The sequence below is a fragment of the Bradyrhizobium sp. WSM4873 genome, assembly GCF_055811355.1.
This window is the reverse complement of sequence record NZ_JBVVPS010000002.1, coordinates 43040-59711: the sequence shown is the minus strand read 5'-3', so window position 1 is coordinate 59711 and position 16672 is coordinate 43040. Positions and strand designations below refer to the sequence as shown.

Here is a 16672-nt window from a genome sequence, read left to right as displayed (position 1 = left end):
CCCTGACTCCCAGGATCGCTCGATCGATCCCATCGTACAGGCAATCATTGTAGCGGTCTAGAATTGGGCTTGACATGGAACATTCTTCATCGCCGCTGCGGTTGATAGAAAACGAATTCAACTCGAAGCGGCTTGGTTTGGACGAGCCCCTCTGCGGGACTAGCCGCAACGAACTCGTCTCCCGACTGTCGGCTTCATCGCAGTGCCGTTTGCTCGAAAGCTGCGAGACGGTGTCTCTGAACAAAGGACAAATTCTCTACGATCGCGGCACTCCTCTTCGCCATGCCTACTTCATCGAGTCCGGCGGGTGTTCTGTCACGACCCGTGCGGGCGACTGCCTGCCGGTCGAGATCCATACGCTCGGGATGAAGGATTTTGTCGGCGTGCCGTTGGTCCTGGGCATGCACGTTTCGCCGCACCGCTGCAGCGTGAGAGTGCCGGGCCAAGCGCTTCGGATCCAGTCCGATCAGCTGATTTCTTTGATCAAGAGGGACGTCGAGCTTGAAAAGATGCTTTTAGGCTATGTTCAGGCGATCCTGATTCACAGTTCGCAGCTATCAGCCTGCAATTCCAGGCACACGCTGCACCAGCGCCTCGCGCGGTGGCTCCTGGTTGCCAGCGACAGGCTCGGGTCTCGCGAGATACCTTTCACGCATAGTTACATAGCCAGTGCTCTCGCGGTCCGGCGCGCCGGCGTTACGGTCGCTCTCGGGAGTATGATGCGCGACGGAGTGATTGGCTGTCGCAGAGCAGGGATCGTCGTCATGGACGAGGCCAGGCTGAAAGCGATGTCTTGCGATTGTCAGGGGATCATCCTGTCGGCGCACAACCGTCCTTGTGCGGTGCCGCCCCTCCGCATTGCATATTCGTGAACGCGATTCCGTACTGCCGTTAAGTCGCCTGTACGGCAGCCAATAGAATCCAGATATTCTTGAAGCGATAGAGGCGGAGATGTCATCGCAAGAAGTCCGGATCCGAACCGATACCGAAGTTCTGGTAGGAGCCTTGGAGGAGGCCCAAAGGCTTCTTGCCGCTTACGAGAACCCTTGCTGCAATCGCACCAGGGACGACATTATCGCTATGGTCGAGTTCATCATATGCAACCCTTCCGTGACGCGTGCAATGCTTCATCAAAAGATGCGCAGCCGCCTCAAGCTGGTCGGATAAGTCTCGTGCGGGAGCGTACATTCGCATTCAGGAACACGAAACTTGCGAGCGTGCGATGAGTTGACGATAATCCAACACAACTAGGAGCAATCGTCATGAAGACATCACTTTGCATTCTTGCCTCCGCGATGCTGCTGGCTACGCCTGCCATGGCGCAGTCGCCCCAGAACAGCGCGACGACCGCGGCGCCCAACATGCAGCCGACTGCCTCGACGGCCTCCATGCACAAGGAAGGCGAATGGCGTGCATCGAAACTCGTTGGCGTGAACGTCTATAACAATAGCAACGAGAAGATCGGCGACATCAATGATCTGATCCTTGATTCCAGCGGGCGGGTTGCCAACGTGGTGATCGGGGTGGGAGGATTCCTTGGAATGGGCGAACACAACGTCGCCGTAACGTTCGATCAGCTCAAATTCGCCAAAGAACCGGTGAAGACTGCGTCCAGCGATGGCGCTGGAAAGACCGGCAATGCCGGTTCGACGAGCACGACGGGAAGCGCATCAACGTCGGCCCACCGAAGCGACAATTGGTATCCGGATCACGTGGTGCTGAACGCCAACAAGGATCAGCTGAAGAAGATGCCCGAATTCAAGTACTGAGCCGATCTCGGTCCCTATTTCCAGCATGCTTATCGGCGGTGTCATCTGAGATGACGCCGCCTTTTCCAGTTGTCTTTGATCCGGTCGGCTTAGATTTGTAGTGGCAGGAAAAGCAGTCTTGAATTTCCGCATTGAATCGATCAGCTTGCTTGCCGCTGGCTGAGGTCGACGATGTCTGATGAAGCACTGCCGGAAGAGGTAGAGGAGCTTGTCCGACGCTACATTCGCTCTGTGGCGCAGCTCGAAGCCCTTTTGTTCTTCCACAAGCGGCCCGGCGAGCGCTTCGACGTGGAGTCGCTCGCTGCACGCCTTTACGCGGGCAAGACCGAGATGGCCGATGCTCTAGCGTCCCTGAGGAAGGATGGCTTCCTCGACGGCGAAGCGGGGATCTATGCGTTTGCGCCGCGGCCCGAATTGCGGCCAGTGGTCGATAGCTTGGCCTTGGCGTATTCGCGGCATTTGATCCCGATCACACATATCATCCACAACAGCCCACACCGCATCCAGGCATTTTCAGATGCCTTCAGGATTCGAAAGGATTAGTCATGGCTGCGGTGATTTACACACTTTGCGCGATCACGAGCGGCTTTTGTGCATGGCTGCTCATTCGGGCATATATCGGTAACAGGTCGAAGTTGCTCCTATGGAGCGCGGTCTGCTTCGCGGGTCTGACTTTCGAAAATGCTGCTCTCTGGATCGATAAGATCGTATTTCCTCAAGTTGATCTTTCCGCCGTGCGTCTATCGATCGGCCTGTTCGCCATGACGGTCCTGCTTATCGGCATGATCTGGGAGGCCGACTGATGGACCATTTGAATCCCGTTCTTTCAGGTGCGACGGCATTCGCATCGCTCCTGGCGAGCATATATTTCCTGAAGTTTTGGCGTAAGACGGGCGACACCTTTTTCCTGCTCTTTGCGGCTGCGTTTGTGATCGACGCCGTCGCCAGATTTGTCCTGGCTGTGGTGCAAGTGACGAATGCGAGCGAGCCGGTGTATTTCATCCCGCGCCTGATCACATTCGGTCTGATTGCGCTTTCGATCGTCGGGAAGAACGCACTGCCGAAGAAGCGCAAGTGAAGCGCGAATTCAAGAGGCGCTGACTTGCAAGATTACTCGGGGTGCACCGTACAACCGGTTTCGCGCTTTGAACGACGGGCAGGGGAATCGACCACCGACCTTGCCCGGGACGGATGGACAGGTCATGCCGTCAGGAGAGGCGGACCCCAGCCGAGGAACGCTGGGATTCCAACTCCCGCCGCGCGCTAATTCACCCGCACGTTGGCGGGCTGCTGTGTGGGACAGGAGTGATCTTCGGCAGAGCGCGCACAGCTTGCTACGTGACGAAACACGGTACAGTTCTGTACAATAGCAGCCGATCTGCCCCGCAGCCGCTTGCTCGCGGGCGACCTCCGAAGGATATTGCGCAGGGGGCTTTCATGATCAGCAAATCGAATCAAACGGCACTCAATGTCTTTCCGCAAGCGTACTGCCTGTCTTGCGAGGAAAAGACGCCGCATCGGCATGAACGGCTGGCAATCCACGGTACGCAAATGGCACGTGCGACTTGTCTCACCTGCAACAACGAGCGTACGGGCTTTGAGGAGGGGAAGCGGCTCGCCAATCCGAGCTAACAGCAGCCGTCCTTTGGTCTGGTATATGTTCGCTCACTACTGCTTAGCGCAATCGGCAGTGCCCAATGCGCCGCGAGAGCTGCGCCTGCTGGACGGCTTGAGCAAATGCCTGCGGACAGTCGGGGTAGCTCCAGAGTGACCCCGATATCGTACAAGGAGTTCTTCCGCTATGGCATTTTCGGCCTGGCGGTAGCCGCAGTCGTGGCGTTCGGTATCTCGCCATTTACCGGAGGAATCGTACAGCAGTGGTCGCGAAGCGATGTTGAAGCCAGATCCAAGCTGGTCTTCAACGCCATCCAGCCGTTGCTTAGTCGTGATGTGGAAGACCAGGCCTGGGACCGGCTCTCGGACCTTTTCAAGAGAGTGGCACTCGACAAGAAGATTCTCGCGGTTGGATTTTGCGATCCGGAAGGCTCGTTGCTCGCGCCAACACCGGAGATGCCGGCGAGCTTCTCCTGCGAAAAGTCGGCCAAATCCGAGAACGAGAGTTTCGCAAGCATCGCCAGCGGCGGGCGACGAATTCTCGTAGCTGCGTTTCCGATCTCGAGTAGCCGAGGTCGTTCCTACCTCGTCATTCTAACCGACCTCAGCTTCGCGGCGGCCAGGTCCAGCCAGGTGCTGGCGTATCTGCTTGCCGCGCTTGCCGGCGTCGTTCTGGTCCTGACCGTTGGCACGATCATTTTCGCCGTCCTCATGATGCGCGGCTGGATGAAGGCATTGCGACGCGCGGTCGAGGAGGTCCGTCGAGGTGCTCAGGGAGTGCCACTCCAACTCGGTGGCTCGTCTATTGATCGAGAAATTCACAAGCTCTTGCGTAGCGCCGAACAAGTTACGTTTACAACCCAGATCGATTGGACGCCGAAATCGCTTCAGGAGGTGCTGCAAAGCGTCCTCCCGGGCGCCGAAGTTCTCGTCCTTTCCAATCGGGAGCCCTACATTCACAACACTTCGGAAGCGGGGACTGTGGTGCAGCGGCCGGCGAGTGGATTGGTCTCGGCCCTGGAGCCGATCATGCGTGCCTGCGGTGGCACTTGGATCGCACACGGCAGCGGCAGCGCCGATCGGGAGACCGTCGACGACCACGATAGGCTCCGCGTCCCCGAGGCAGCCCCGGCCTACACGCTTCGGCGCATCTGGATCTCTGAGAAAGAACAGGACGGATATTACTACGGTTTTGCCAATGAAGGGCTCTGGCCATTGTGCCATATCGCTTTCGTGCGCCCTACTTTCAGGTCCAGCGACTGGCAAATGTATCGGCAGATCAACCAGCGCTTTGCCGATGCAGTCGTTGCCGAGGCGCGCGCCGAGGACCCCATTGTGCTGGTCCAGGACTATCACTTCGCGCTTGCTCCAAGAATGATCCGTGAGCGCCTGCCCAGGGCGACGATCATAACCTTCTGGCACATTCCGTGGCCGAATGCGGAAACATTCAGCATCTGCCCATGGAAGGCGGAGATTATCGAAGGATTGCTCGGCAGCACCATTGTTGGATTTCATACCCAATTTCACTGCAACAACTTCATCGAGGGTGTGGATCGCTTCTTGGAGAGCAGGATCGATCGCGAAGTGCAGGCAGTCAGCCTTGGAGGACATGAGACCAGAATACGTGCTTATCCAATCTCGATCGAATGGCCGCCAAGGGAACTGGAAAAGCTACCACCTCCCACGGAATGCCGATCTAGCATCCTCGCCCAGTTCGGATTGGCGGAGGATACGAGGCTGATCGTAGGCGTTGAGCGATTCGATTACACCAAAGGCATTCTTGATCGCATGCGGGCTGTAGACGCGCTTTTGTCGCGAAATCCGGCCTGGACAGATCGGCTTGCCTTCATCCAGGTCGCAGCACCGACGCGCAGCAAACTCAACGCGTACTCGAAGCTCCAGGCTGAAGCGGAGGCGCTCGCTGCCGAAATAAACGAGCGGCACCGCGGTCGCCAACCCTTGATGCATTTGGTCGCGCGGCACTACGAGCCGTCAGACGTGTTCCGGCTGTTCAGAGCGGCCGATGCCTGCGTCGTCAGCAGCCTGCATGACGGAATGAACCTCGTCGCGAAGGAGTTCGTTAGCTCGCGAGAAGACAACGCTGGGGTTCTTATCTTGTCGAGCTTCACCGGGGCGTCACGAGAATTATCCGAGGCTCTCATCGTCAATCCCTATGACACCGAAGAAATGGCATCGGCTATCCAGCTTGCACTTACAATGCCAATCGAGGAGCAGGCCGAGCGCATGAAGCTTATGCGACAGCAGGTCAAGGAGCATAACGTCTATCGCTGGGCAGGCACGATGCTGGTGGACGCAGCGCGAAGTCGCACTCGCGAGCGGGTTCTTGGCCTGGCCACCAATGCCGGTCATGGCGTGAAGCAGATCTGAGGGGCCTCTTCAAAGCGGTCTTCAAGAAAATCGGTACCAAAGCGTACGGTTGGTTCTTTCCAAAACGACAGCTCAGTCGCACTCTCGTGCTTGCGATTTTTGCTCCGTGATGTGGAGGAAGGCGAATATGAACATGCTGATCGGAGCTGCGATGCTTGCGGTAGCAGGCATCCTGATCTTCATTGGGCTTCCCGATCGGACCGGCGTGCAACCGAAGTTCCTGCGCTTTGAAGCAGCGCTGGTTCTGTATCCTCCAATGATCTTGTCGTTCATTGGCCTCGGCGCTGCGGCCCTGATTTCAGGCCTGCTCACCAGATAGTCGCCTTTCGAGACGTAGAGACGACCCTACAAACCCGCCCAAAATGCAATCGGTCACGGCGTGGGTTGGAAGCCGTCGTCCAGGAGGCGAATGCGTAGGGCATGTCGGCACTCCCAGGCATCAGTCAAGCGGGAGTAGAGTTGGCTCGCGGCAAAGCGCGCAAGATCACCGACTGTCGCAGGACCCTGACGCACGAAGCCCTTGATCCCAAGCAGCGCCTGATGCTTACGGTTGCGCGCCATCCCCGGGTTCTATCGATACTGCTGGACAAGCATCCCAAAGCAAAGCGTGATGGACCACCGGAGAAGCCGGGGCGTTCCATTCGATGAAGCGGACAATGATATGCAACGAGTGGCGCACCGAATTCGCCTCCGAATGCGCATCTGCCGGTAAAGGACAGGCCGCCGCGATAGCTGCCGTTGCACGGTCGCTATCGACTGAGCAATCTCCAGCGGACCGACTGCGAAACGTGGATTATCTCACACGCCGCTTCGGCCTGGTCACTTGAGATTTACCGCCAGACGATCGACGTGCCGCGACCTCTAAGGCAACGAGGCCGAAGGCGGAGACAGCGATTAGAATAACGAGTAGCAGCAGGCTGCCATACATTCAGATGACTCCTGCCGAGCGGCTCTTGTGAGGAGCGCGTGGTTCGACAACGTGCGTGGAGGGTAGAGTGAAGTCGACGATCAAGCAATTGCACATGCTGACAGAAGCAGGCAGGTAAGTGTACGCACGCGAGGCCATGCCTGCAGCCTGAGACTTGGCGGCATCTACACGCAAAGGTTTTCGGCTCTACGTGTTTCTGATGCTGCGGAAAAAAGATGCCGGCCGGGGCGCTCTCAAAAATATGCGTTTCGCCGGGATTTTCCATGAACGATCACTTTAGGCCGAACGGAATGTAGTGATTGGCAGCTCGCCAGGCAGTCGGGAGATCGCTTGTCGCCCGTCGGGAAAATCCTGACTATCAGGACATCCGTTCGGGCGGGAAGGTTCGGTCGTGAATGTGGCTCTGTGTCAAAAACCTCAATTGGCAGGGGGGCATCTGCATTGCTCTACTTGCCTGTATGGCTTGGCACATTTCGAAAGTTTTTCGGTGATCAAGCCACGAAAGCACGGCGTGTCCGCGAGCCTAGCGCAACACTGTCGGCAGCACGAAAGGTCTGGTGGGTTGCACGATGGCAATCTCCCGAGGAGTGGGAGTATGCTGCGACGTCTGCCAAAGACGGCGCTGGAACGCCGCACACAATCACGTTCAAGAATGGAAAGGCCGCTCTTCGGGGCGGCTTTTCTGTGAGCATAGGAGGAAGAGCAAATGCATCTGAAAGCTCCGATCGATCTTGACGCGGAAAGGTCGCGCAGAAGGGCCGTGTGGTTGCGTCAACTAGCCGAAGGGGCGGCTCACCCGGAATTCGCTGAAAAGCTGAAGGATCTGACTGAAGAATATGACGGACTTGCCGAACAATTGGAGCATGAGGGCCAGTAGGTTCGTCTCGCGATCGCCTTCCGGGAATGCTGGCAACCGAATCGAGCGCGGCGCCGCGAGGATCTCTACTTCGCGCCTTTCATCCTTCACACCGCGCAAGTATTGGACGGCGCGTGTCGTGACAGTACCGAGGACGCCAATCTCGCGGTCAAGGTCAATGTAGCTCGAGCAGAGCAGCAAGAACCGCATGTCGCGCCATCCCCGCTTCTGGCGCAGCATCTCTCGCTGGCTTGACACCTCTGCGAGTTTCACTACCGGAGTGTAGCCCCTGTATCCCCCAACACCATTCGCGCCTTGATCTAGAAAAATCGGGGCTACATTCTGCGCTAAGTCATTGTAAACGTTGGTGCCGGCTGAGGGGATTGAACCCCCGACCTTCGGTTTACAAAACCGCTGCTCTACCGCTGAGCTAAGCCGGCGACGCCTGGAGACACGGGCAGGGCCGGCGTATGCCGGGTCTATCCGCCCGCGTGCGCGCCGCAATACCAGACTTGACCGGAAAGTGCCAGAACCCGCGATCCCCGATGCAGACATGAATCAGGCGGCCCGAGGGCCGCCTGATCTGTCGCGTTCGGTTCAAGCCGCCTTACTGGCAGATGTGCCGGCGACCGTCTTGGCCCTTGAACCAGGTGCCGGGCGTGCAAACGAAGCCGTTGCGCTGGGCGTAGGTGCGGGTGTCCCACCCGCGATTGTCCCAAGAATTATTCCACGAATTATCCCAACGATTGTCGTAGGCGTAGGCGTCGTTCGGGGCACGGAACGGCGCGGTGGCGATCGCGCCCGCAGTGCCGATGGCTGCGCCGGCCACGCCAGCGGCTGTTCCGACCGCGCCGGCGGCGACGTCGGTCGGCCAGAAGCCGGTGCGGCTCCTGTTCCAGTCGTTATTCCAGTCGCCGTTGTTGGTCTGGCGATAGGACACGCGACGATGCCGATAGCCGCTATCGGTGTACGGATTTCCCGGTCCGACGTTCTGGCAGTTGGCGTTGGGGAATTGCGCCGCGCAGCGGCCGGGATTGGTGATCACGGCCTGCGCCATGGCAGAGCCTGCCACCAGGGTCGCCGCAATCGCCGTGGCTCCGAGAAGTTTGACGTTCATGATTGTTTGGCTCCCGTTTTGTTGACGGGGGCTAAACGCCAAGGACGCCGGACGTTCCGCTGAAACCGGGGGATTTTCGTCGGCGATAGTCAAACGGAAGTGAGCACGCGCCATGGTTCCGGACTGCAGGATCCGGCGGCGTTAACGCTTCGCTAGCTCGCTTTGGAGGATTTGAGCGGCGCGCAATCCTTACACATTAGGCTTACCGGCAATTGGTGACAGGGCCTTAACCCTCTCTGCGTCGCCATCGGGTAGGTTGTCGCCGGATAAATGGGATCCCCTCATGCGCGCATCTGCGCTCGCCGCCTTTCTGATCGGACTGCCCGCGACGGCGTTTGCCGGCGGCGGCTTCGATATCGTCGTCCCCGGCCGCCCCGGCGTGCCCATCATCATCAACAACATCGACGCGTCCTATGCCGTGGTCGAGGGGACCTGGGGCCTGGGGAAGAACGTGCAAGTGCAGCCCACGATCTATGGCGGGCGCTATGTCGCCGAGCGCCAGCCCACGGACGTCGGCCACTACTACCCGACGCTGGGCTTGCGGCCCGGCTATGGCCGGCTCGAGGTCGAGCCGCCCGCGAACCGCAAATTGCCCAAGCCCGCCGAGGGCTATTACCAAAGCTGGGGCGCGCAATCGGCGCCGCTGCCGCCGCAGATGGACGTACCCGTCAATCCGCCGCCGGTGATCCTCGCGCCTGAGATCAATGACCACCCGCGGCGTCCTCGGCCGCGGCCGCATGCAGAGATACCCGGCAGGCCGCCGGGTTAAGAAACGACAAAATCCAAAAAAACGGAAATCAACAGGAGAGAGTAATGCGTCAGATGATTTCGGGACTGGTCGCGGCGGCTGCCGTGATGTTCGCCGCCACCGCGCCCGCCGCGGCCTGCGGCTTCGATCCGTGCCAGCCGGTCGCGCCGGTCTATTCCGGCTGCAACACCGGCTGCGGCGGTTATGGGGCCGGCTACGGCTACGGCTACGGCGCCTATGAGCGTCTCGCCGAGCCCACCACGCAATATTATCACGTCAACCAGGGCCCGACCTACACCGGCCCGGGCGCCTTCGCGCCGTATCCGACCTATCGTGAGGACGCGGTGGTTGCGCCCGCCAATTACGGCTACGGCCGTGGCTATGGCTATGGGCACGGCTATGGCTATCGCGCCGCCGCAGTCGAAGCGCCGGCCGCCTATCCCTACCGCCGCCCGTATTACCGTCCGTATCGCTACGGCTACGGCCCGCGCGCCGGCTATCTGCCGCGCACGCACTACGGCTACGGTCCGCGCTACGGCTACGCCCCGCGCCATGCGCCGTACTATGGCGGCCACCGCGTGCTGCGCCGCTATTACTGATCGCCTGATCGGCTGAACCAACGAGACGCCCGTCCGCGATGCGGACGGGCGTTTTGTTTTGTTAGCGCTTCATCAGCCCGAGACGGCTGGCGCCGACATAGAGCGAGAGCACGGCGGCATTCGAGACGTTGAGGCTCTTGATCTCGCCGGGCATGTCGAGCCGCGCCACGACGCTGCAGGTCTCGCGTGTCAATTGCCGCAGGCCTTTGCCTTCAGCGCCCAGCACCAGCGCGAGCGGCTCGCGCAGGGTGACCTCGGAGAGATCCGCGCTGCCTTCACTGTCCAGCCCGACGGTCTGGAAGCCGAGCTCATTCAGCGTGGTCAGTGCCCGGGCGAGGTTTTGCACCGTCACCATCGGCACCAGCTCCAGCGCGCCGGAGGCGGCCTTGGCCAGCACGCCGGTCGCTTCCGGACTGTGGCGCGCCGTGGTGACGATCGCCTTCACCGCAAACGCCGCCGCCGAGCGCAGGATGGCGCCGACATTGTGCGGATCGGTGATCTGGTCGAGCACCAGCACGATGCCGTCCTGCTCAAGATCCTCGATGTCGGGGGAGGGCAGGGGATCGGCCTCGGCGAGCAGGCCCTGGTGCACGGCGTCGGGCGACAGCAGCCGGTCGATCTCCTGGGGCCGGACGATCTCGGGCGCGACCGGGATCGCGATGTTCTCGTCCGCCAGACGCCTTGCGGCGTTCTCGGTCAGCGTCAGCTTGCGGATCTGCCGCTGGGGGTTGGCGAGCGCCATGGAGACGGTGTGCCAGCCGTAGAGGATGACGGGACCGTCGGTGTCCGAATCGCGTTCGCGCCGGGCCGGGCGACCGGCCGATTTTCCGGGTCTGTTGAAGGGCTTAGACCCGCCGCGGGGGCCCCTCGGGTTGAATTTTCGATCCTTCATGGGCTCGCTTGTGTCACGGGTCCCGGAATATGGCAATTTGGGTGGTGTCGGGGGCGATTTTAGCTGTTCGCCTCGGTTGACTTTACCCCACCGCTTCGCCGATAACCGCGCCCGGTCGCGCCCCCATCCGGGCTGTCGCGGCCTTCACGTTCCATGGCCGTCTTCGGTCGCCGGCAAGGTCCGGCCCGATTGTGCTGCCGTCGAGCGGGGGAGTGTCCCGAGTGGCAAAGGGAGCTGACTGTAAATCAGCCGCCTTATGGCTTCGCAGGTTCGAGTCCTGCCTCCCCCACCATCCTTCGCTCGCTTCGCGAGCTACGGCTGGGCGAGCCAGCCCAGATCAGCGTCAAGCGAAGCTAACGGAGGCTGCCGCTCCGTAGCCTGACGGCGCAGGCGGGCTTTCGTAGCGCGCAAGTCACCCCATCATCTCCCTGACCATCGGCACCACCTTCCGCCCGTAGAGCTCGATGCTCTTCATCAGCTTCTCGTGCGGCAGCGGGCCCGCCGAATACTTCAGCTGGAACCGCGAAATGCCGAGTGCCTTTGCGGTCTTGGCGATCTTGCGCGCGACCGTCTCGGGCGAGCCGACATAGAGCGAACCGTGCTCGGCCTCGTTCACGAACTCGTCGCGGCCCATCGGAGGCCAGCCGCGTTCCTTGCCGATGCGGTCGCGCATCGCCTTGTAGTCGGGCCACAGCTCCTCGCGCGCCCGTTCGTCGGTCTCGGCGACATGGCCTGGCGAGTGCACGCCGATCGGCTGTGCCGGGCGGCCGAACTCCCTGAACGCGCGGCGGTAGAGATCGACGAAGGGCGCGAAGCGCGCGGGATCGCCGCCGATGATCGCGAGCATCAAGGGCAGGTCGTAATGCGCCGCGCGCACCACCGATTGCGGGCTGCCGCCGACGCCGATCCAGGTCTTCAGCGTGCCGTTCTCGACCGGGGGATAGACCAGCTGCCCCTTGAGCGGCGGACGCAGCTTGCCTTCCCAGGTCACCGGCTCTTGCGACAGCAGTGCTGCGAACAGATCGAGCTTCTCCTCGAACAGCGCTTCGTAAGCCCGCAAATCAAAGCCGAACAGCGGAAAGGATTCGGTGAACGAGCCGCGGCCGAGGATCACCTCGGCGCGCCCGTTCGAGAGCGCATCGAGTGTCGCAAACCGTTGGAAGACGCGGATCGGATCGTCCGAGCTCAGCACCGTCACGGCTGAGCCGAGATGGATGCGGCTGGTCCGCGACGCGATGGCCGCCAGCACGGTCTCAGGGGAGGAGATCGCGAAGTCGGCGCGGTGATGCTCGCCGAGGCCGATGAAGTCGAGGCCGAGCTCGTCGGCGAGCACCGCCTCGTCGACGACGTTGCGGATCACCTGCGCGTGCGGAAGCATCGCGCCGGAGACGTCCCTGGTGACGTCGCCAAAGGTGTCCAGTCCGAATTCGAGTGGTGCGGTCATTGCTGAGATCTCTGCGGGCGCGGCTTGCGCGCCTGTCACTGGGGGAGGGGATTGCCTCGGTTGCAGCTAGGCAGCGCGGACTGGTGCACAATGCTGCTTCGAGAAACCCATTGTTTCCCTTTTTTCATGGTGTCGGGGGGGCGCGCCGCCCGTGGCTTCAGTCGGACCTGGCGAACATCTCGACCAGGGTCTCGCGCAGCCAGCGCTGCGCCGGTACGGTGTCGTTGCGCTGGTGCCAGAACAGGCTGACGATGCGCGGCGGCGCCTTGAGCGGAAGCGGCATGGCGTGCATGAACGGCGCGTGCCGGGATTGCGAGCGCAAATCGCTCGGCAGCACGGCGATCAGGTCGGACTGGCGCACCACTTCGTAGGCGGCGCTGTAGTGATTGACGGTCGCCACCAGGTTGCGCGACAGCCCGCGCGAGGCGAGGAAGAGGTCGTAGGACGGCAAGGTCTTGCCGACGAGGCTCACATCGACATGCCCCGCGTTGAGGAAGCTGCGCGTGCTCAGCCGCTTCATCGCCGCGAGCGGATGGCCGCGCCGCATGAAGCAGGCGTAATCGACGGTCCACAGCGAGCGCGAGCGGATGGCGGCCGGCTGCTGCGCCTCGTTGACATAGACGCTGAGCACGCAATCGACGCGATTGTCCTCGAGCTGATCTGCGATCTCCACGACGGTGTTGGGGACGGTGTGGATTCGCGCCTTGGGCGCGACCTTGCCGAAATGGTTCAGCAGGTTCGGCATCACCAGCGAAGCCACGTAATCCGACATCGACAGGCTGAATTCGGTCTGCGCACGGCGCGGATCGAACACCTGCTCATCGAGCGCGCCGCGGACGGTCTCGAGCGCTTCCCCGATCGGCTCCCACAGCACCACGGCGCGCTGGGTCGGACGGATGCCCGTGCCGGACCTGACGAACAAGGGATCGCCGAGCGCGTCCCGCAGGCGTGCGAGCGCGTTGCTGACCGCCGGCTGTGTCATCAGAAGCGCGTTGGCAGCGCGCGTGACGCTGCCCTCGGTCATCAGGGCCTCGAACACTTTCAGCAGGTTGAGGTCGAGCTTTCGGAACGACAGAACATTCACCACAGTGATGTACTAGATCATGATTATAAATTATGACGATAATATCTCATTGTCTATGGTTCCCCCCGGGAATGAGCGGAGTGCCGGGCCGCCAGACAGAGGGGACTTTCATGTCGATGATCTCGGCGCGCATCGAGCGCCTTCCATTCGCGCGCTTCCATAAGCATCTGCTCTTGATGGGCGGGCTCGGCTATACGTTCGACGCGATGGATGCAGCGGTGCTGGCGTTCATCCTGCCGGTGCTGCGCACGACCTGGAATCTGTCGAGCGTGCAGATCGGCGTGCTCGGCAGCAGCACCTATATCGGCTTCCTGTTCGGCGCGCTGCTGGCGGGCACGCTGGGTGACCTGATCGGCCGTCGTGCGGTGATAATGTCGGCGCTGGCGCTCTATTGCGTCGCATCCATCGTCAGCGCGGCGGTGAACGACTGGTCGTCCTTCTTCGCCGCCCGCGTGGTCGCGGGCATGGGCACCGGCGCGGAGAGCGCAATCATTGCGCCCTATCTGGCGGAATTCGTCGCACGGCGTTACCGCGGCAGCTTTACCGGCGCGCTGGCCGGCTTCTTCTCCTTCGGTTTCGTCGCGGCAGCCTTGCTCGGCTATTTCATCGTGCCCGCCTATGAGAACGGCTGGCGCATCGTTCTGGTGATCACCGCGGTGCCGGTCGTCATGCTGCTGTGGTGGCGCAGGGCGCTGCCGGAATCGCCGCGCTGGCTGGAAAGCCGGGGCCGGGAGAAGGAAGCCGCAGCCGTGCTCGACAGGATCGAGGCCGGCTTTGCGAGCCAAGGCCATGTCCTGCCGCAACCGGTCGTCGAAGCCGCGGCGCCTGCCGCGACTGGTGGGACGTTGCTTGCCAATTTCGCCGCGCTCCTCGCCGGCCGGCAGGCGCGCGTCACCATCATGACCTGGATCATGTGGCTTGCGATCACGTTCAGCTACTATTCCTTCTTCGTCTGGATTCCCGGCCTTCTGGTCCAGAACGGCATGAGCATTACCAAGAGCTTCGCCTATTCGATTGCGATCTATTGCGCGCAGATCCCCGGCTATTTCAGCGCCGCGTACTTCAACGAGCGCATCGGCCGGCAGGCGACGATCGCCTCCTACATGGTGCTCGGCGGCGCCAGCGCGCTCGGGCTGGCGTTCGCGCAGAGCGACCAGCACATCATGGTGGCGGGAATCTTGCTGTCCTTCTTCATGAACGGGACCTATGCCGGCGTCTATGCCTATACCGCCGAGGTATTTCCTACGCCGGTCAGAACCACCGGCGCCGGGCTCGCTTCCGCGATCGGCCGCATCGGTGCGATCGTCTCGCCGATCCTGGTCGGCTATCTCTATCCAAATTTCGGCTTCGCCGGCGTGTTCGGCCTCACCACGAGCGTGCTGCTGTTAGGCGCGCTCACCGTGGTGCTGATGGGGGTGCCGACGCGCGGCCGTTCGCTGGAAGAGATCGCGGCGGGCGAAGTCGCATGAGGAAGACGAAACACCGATCCGATCCGCTGCTCTGCGCGGTGGCGGCCGCGCAGGGCAGGCCGGATCAGCCGGATGCCCTGTACTCGGCGCTGGACGACGCCCTGAAATCGGCGATCGGGCACAAGCTGTTCACGATCCTGACCTATGACGACGACACGAGGGAAGCAGCGCGGGTGTATTCCAATCTCCCCGGACCTTACCCCGCGGGCGGACGCAAGCGCCTGGCGCCGGGGCCGTGGACCGAGGCCGTGCTCGACCGCGGCGAGGGCTATATCGGCCGCACCCGGGACGATCTGCGCGAGGTGTTTTCCGATCACGAGCTGATCGCTTCGCTCGGCTGCGAGAGCGTGCTCAACATGCCCGTGTGCTGGCGCGGGCGCACGCTCGGCTCGCTCAATCTACTCCATGAGGCAGGCTGGTACGGCGAGGACGATATCGCAGCGTGTCTTCCATTCGCCCAGCTCGCCTTGCCCGCGCTGCTCATCCAGTCCTGATCAGACAGGAAGTCGTCATGTCCCGTGTGCTCTTCAAGAACGCCGCTCTGCTCGATCCGCTTCAGCCGGACCTGCTGGAGGGACATCACGTGCTGGTCGAGGACAGTCTGATCAAGGAGGTCTCCGATCGGCCGCTCCAGGTGGAAGCCGACCGCACCATCGATCTGAAGGGCAAGACGCTAATGCCCGGCCTGATCGACCTGCACGTGCATGCAATCGCCGTAGAGCTCAACCTGGCGCAGCAGGTGCACATGCCCAACGTGCTGGTGACGCTGCGCTCGACGCTGCTGCTGCGCGGCATGCTGCGGCGGGGCTTCACCACCGTCCGCGACGCCGGCGGCGCCGGCCATGCCCTGAAGCAGGCGATCGAGACCGGGCTCACCGATGGTCCGCGGCTGTTCGTCTCGGGACGTGCGCTGAGCCAGACCGGCGGCCACGGCGACATGCGGGCGCGCTCGGACTATCTCGCCAGCGACGCACCGTGCCCCTGCTGCGTGCGTGTCGGCGCGCTGGCGCGCGTTGCCGATGGCGTCGACGGCGTGCGCAAGGCGGCCCGCGAAGAGCTCCAGATGGGCGCCGATCAGATCAAGATCATGGCCTCCGGCGGCGTCGCTTCACCGACCGATCCGGTCGGCGCCTTCGGCTACTCCGAGGACGAGATCCGCGCCATCGTCGAGGAGGCGCGCGGGCGTCAGACCTATGTGCTTGCCCACGCCTACACCGCTGCCGCGATCGAGCGCGCGGTGCGCTGCGGCGTGCGCACCATCGAGCACGGCAATCTGGTCGATGCTCCGACCGCGCAACTGATGGCCGAGAAGGGCGCCTATGTGGTGCCGACGCTCGTCACCTACGAGGCGCTGGCCAACGAGGGCGCCCAATACGGCCTGCCGTCCGAAAGCGTTGCCAAGATCGCCGATGTCCGCGACGCCGGCCTGCGCTCGCTCACGATCTACCGCGACGCCGGCGTGAAGATGGGGTTCGGCAGCGACCTGCTCGGACCGTCGCAGCGTCTGCAGAGCGACGAATTCCGCATCCGTGCCGAAATTCTCGGGCCGCGCGCCGTCATCGCCAGCGCGACATTGATCGGCTCCGAGGTGCTCGGCATGGAGGGCAAGCTCGGTCGCGTCATGCCCGAAGCCATTGCGGACCTGCTGGTGGTCGACGGCAATCCGCTGCGCGACGTGGCCTGCCTGCTCGGCCAGGGCGAGCACATTCCGCTGGTGATGAAGGCTGGCAAGGTCCAGTTCGACCGGCTCAACGCTTAGCTGCC

Annotated in this window: 18 protein-coding genes and 2 tRNA genes; 14 read left to right on the top strand and 6 right to left on the bottom strand. The window is 62.0% G+C overall.

What is annotated here, in order from left to right; genetic code table 11:
- Nucleotides 1–74: 74 nt before the first annotated feature.
- The 8 genes from AC0L21_RS04300 (at nt 75) to AC0L21_RS04265 (ending at nt 6090) form a co-directional block, all read left to right on the top strand.
- Nucleotides 75–872 (top strand): Crp/Fnr family transcriptional regulator, encoded by a 798-nt coding sequence (locus AC0L21_RS04300; RefSeq protein WP_473258540.1) that lies wholly within the window; start codon nt 75–77, stop codon nt 870–872.
- Between the two features lie 423 nt (nt 873–1295).
- Entirely contained in the window at nt 1296–1769 is a 474-nt protein-coding gene (locus tag AC0L21_RS04295; protein WP_473258538.1) for a PRC-barrel domain-containing protein, read from the top strand.
- Between the two features lie 171 nt (nt 1770–1940).
- Nucleotides 1941–2312, top strand: coding sequence for an SMC-Scp complex subunit ScpB (locus tag AC0L21_RS04290; RefSeq protein WP_473258536.1), 372 nt, complete (start codon nt 1941–1943; stop codon nt 2310–2312).
- A 2-nt stretch (nt 2313–2314) separates the two neighbouring features.
- A complete protein-coding gene (locus AC0L21_RS04285) occupies nt 2315–2572 on the top strand; it encodes a DUF5985 family protein (RefSeq protein ID WP_007607494.1) in 258 nt (85 codons plus the stop codon).
- Nucleotides 2572–2847 (top strand): DUF5985 family protein, encoded by a 276-nt coding sequence (locus AC0L21_RS04280; RefSeq protein ID WP_007607495.1) that lies wholly within the window; start codon nt 2572–2574, stop codon nt 2845–2847. The genes AC0L21_RS04285 and AC0L21_RS04280 overlap by 1 nt, the downstream gene beginning before the upstream one ends.
- A 359-nt stretch (nt 2848–3206) precedes the next feature.
- A complete protein-coding gene (locus AC0L21_RS04275; protein ID WP_007607496.1) occupies nt 3207–3401 on the top strand; it encodes a hypothetical protein in 195 nt (64 codons plus the stop codon).
- Between the two features lie 105 nt (nt 3402–3506).
- A complete protein-coding gene (locus AC0L21_RS04270; RefSeq protein WP_473258534.1) occupies nt 3507–5771 on the top strand; it encodes an alpha,alpha-trehalose-phosphate synthase (UDP-forming) in 2265 nt (754 codons plus the stop codon).
- 127 nt (nt 5772–5898) lie between these two features.
- Complete coding sequence (locus tag AC0L21_RS04265) at nt 5899–6090, top strand: hypothetical protein (RefSeq protein ID WP_473258531.1); 192 nt, start codon at nt 5899–5901, stop codon at nt 6088–6090.
- Between the two features lie 1384 nt (nt 6091–7474).
- Here the strand turns inward: AC0L21_RS04265 and AC0L21_RS04260 are convergent.
- From AC0L21_RS04260 to AC0L21_RS04250, 3 genes are all read right to left on the bottom strand, one after another.
- Nucleotides 7475–7795 (bottom strand): hypothetical protein, encoded by a 321-nt coding sequence (locus AC0L21_RS04260; protein WP_473258529.1) that lies wholly within the window; start codon nt 7793–7795, stop codon nt 7475–7477.
- Nucleotides 7796–7920: 125 nt separating this feature from the next.
- Nucleotides 7921–7995 (bottom strand) — tRNA-Thr (locus AC0L21_RS04255).
- 167 nt (nt 7996–8162) lie between these two features.
- On the bottom strand, nt 8163–8672 hold the full coding sequence (locus AC0L21_RS04250) for a hypothetical protein (protein ID WP_473258527.1): 510 nt from the start codon (nt 8670–8672) through the stop codon (nt 8163–8165).
- Between the two features lie 283 nt (nt 8673–8955).
- Between AC0L21_RS04250 and AC0L21_RS04245 the strand changes: the two genes are divergently transcribed.
- Both AC0L21_RS04245 and AC0L21_RS04240 read left to right on the top strand, forming a co-directional pair.
- On the top strand, nt 8956–9441 hold the full coding sequence (locus tag AC0L21_RS04245) for a hypothetical protein (protein ID WP_473258525.1): 486 nt from the start codon (nt 8956–8958) through the stop codon (nt 9439–9441).
- A 44-nt stretch (nt 9442–9485) separates the two neighbouring features.
- A complete protein-coding gene (locus AC0L21_RS04240; protein ID WP_085383403.1) occupies nt 9486–10019 on the top strand; it encodes a hypothetical protein in 534 nt (177 codons plus the stop codon).
- 61 nt (nt 10020–10080) lie between these two features.
- Here AC0L21_RS04240 and rlmB read toward each other — a convergent pair whose 3' ends face one another.
- Complete coding sequence (gene rlmB / locus AC0L21_RS04235) at nt 10081–10911, bottom strand: 23S rRNA (guanosine(2251)-2'-O)-methyltransferase RlmB (RefSeq protein WP_473258522.1); 831 nt, start codon at nt 10909–10911, stop codon at nt 10081–10083.
- Between the two features lie 206 nt (nt 10912–11117).
- On the opposite strand from rlmB, the gene AC0L21_RS04230 reads away from it, so the two are divergent.
- A tRNA-Tyr gene (locus AC0L21_RS04230) sits at nt 11118–11203 on the top strand.
- 120 nt (nt 11204–11323) lie between these two features.
- Here AC0L21_RS04230 and AC0L21_RS04225 read toward each other — a convergent pair.
- Both AC0L21_RS04225 and AC0L21_RS04220 read right to left on the bottom strand, forming a co-directional pair.
- Nucleotides 11324–12355, bottom strand: a complete 1032-nt coding sequence (locus AC0L21_RS04225) for an LLM class flavin-dependent oxidoreductase (protein WP_473258520.1) — start codon at nt 12353–12355, stop codon at nt 11324–11326.
- 157 nt (nt 12356–12512) lie between these two features.
- On the bottom strand, nt 12513–13442 hold the full coding sequence (locus AC0L21_RS04220) for a LysR family transcriptional regulator (RefSeq protein WP_473258517.1): 930 nt from the start codon (nt 13440–13442) through the stop codon (nt 12513–12515).
- Nucleotides 13443–13549: 107 nt separating this feature from the next.
- Between AC0L21_RS04220 and AC0L21_RS04215 the strand changes: the two genes are divergently transcribed.
- From AC0L21_RS04215 to AC0L21_RS04205, 3 genes are read left to right on the top strand one after another with little or no spacing between them, the layout of a single operon-like run.
- Nucleotides 13550–14908, top strand: coding sequence for an MFS transporter (locus tag AC0L21_RS04215; RefSeq protein WP_473258514.1), 1359 nt, complete (start codon nt 13550–13552; stop codon nt 14906–14908).
- The gene (locus AC0L21_RS04210) at nt 14905–15402 is read left to right on the top strand and encodes a GAF domain-containing protein (RefSeq protein WP_473258511.1); all 498 of its coding nucleotides are present in this window, start codon (nt 14905–14907) and stop codon (nt 15400–15402) included. The genes AC0L21_RS04215 and AC0L21_RS04210 overlap by 4 nt, the downstream gene beginning before the upstream one ends.
- A 17-nt stretch (nt 15403–15419) precedes the next feature.
- Nucleotides 15420–16667: a metal-dependent hydrolase family protein gene (locus AC0L21_RS04205; protein WP_473258509.1), complete on the top strand. Its 1248-nt coding sequence runs from the start codon at nt 15420–15422 to the stop codon at nt 16665–16667.
- Nucleotides 16668–16672 lie beyond the last annotated feature (5 nt).